This is a genomic window from Paraburkholderia sp. EG304, from assembly GCF_046543485.1.
GTDB classification, from domain to species: domain Bacteria; phylum Pseudomonadota; class Gammaproteobacteria; order Burkholderiales; family Burkholderiaceae; genus Paraburkholderia; species Paraburkholderia youngii.
Map to the genome: position 1 here is coordinate 1 of NZ_JBKGUA010000373.1, position 392 is coordinate 392.

Annotated in this window: 1 protein-coding gene; it reads left to right on the forward strand. The window is 72.2% G+C overall.

Translation table 11 applies throughout. The features are described from left to right. The coding region (locus tag ACLFKU_RS44345; protein WP_410853469.1) for an MFS transporter at positions 1-392 on the forward strand (392 nt) is incomplete at both ends.

Sequence of the window (392 nt, forward strand, 5' to 3'; positions counted from 1 at the left end):
GCTGCCGCCAGCATCGTGCTGTGCGCGTATGCCGCCGGCTCCTGCCTGTCCGGCGTGCTGTTCGGTGCGCTCACCCTGCAGACGCCCCTGCGCCGCCTGCTGCTGCTGGGCGGGATCGCGACTGCGGTGACCACGTTGCCGCTGCTGCTGGTGGGAACCATCGGCGCACTCGCCGCGACGGTGTTCGTGGCGGGCGCGTTCTTCGCCCCGACCATGATCGTGGCGATGTCGTTGACCGAGCAGCAGGTGCCGCCGCGCCAGCTCACCGAGGGCATGACCTGGCTGCTGGCGGCGCTGAACGTGGGCGTGGCGCTGGGCGCCGCGATCTCCGGCTACGGGGTGGATGCACACGGGCCGCGTGCGGGGTACCTGGTGGCGCTGTGTGCAGGAGG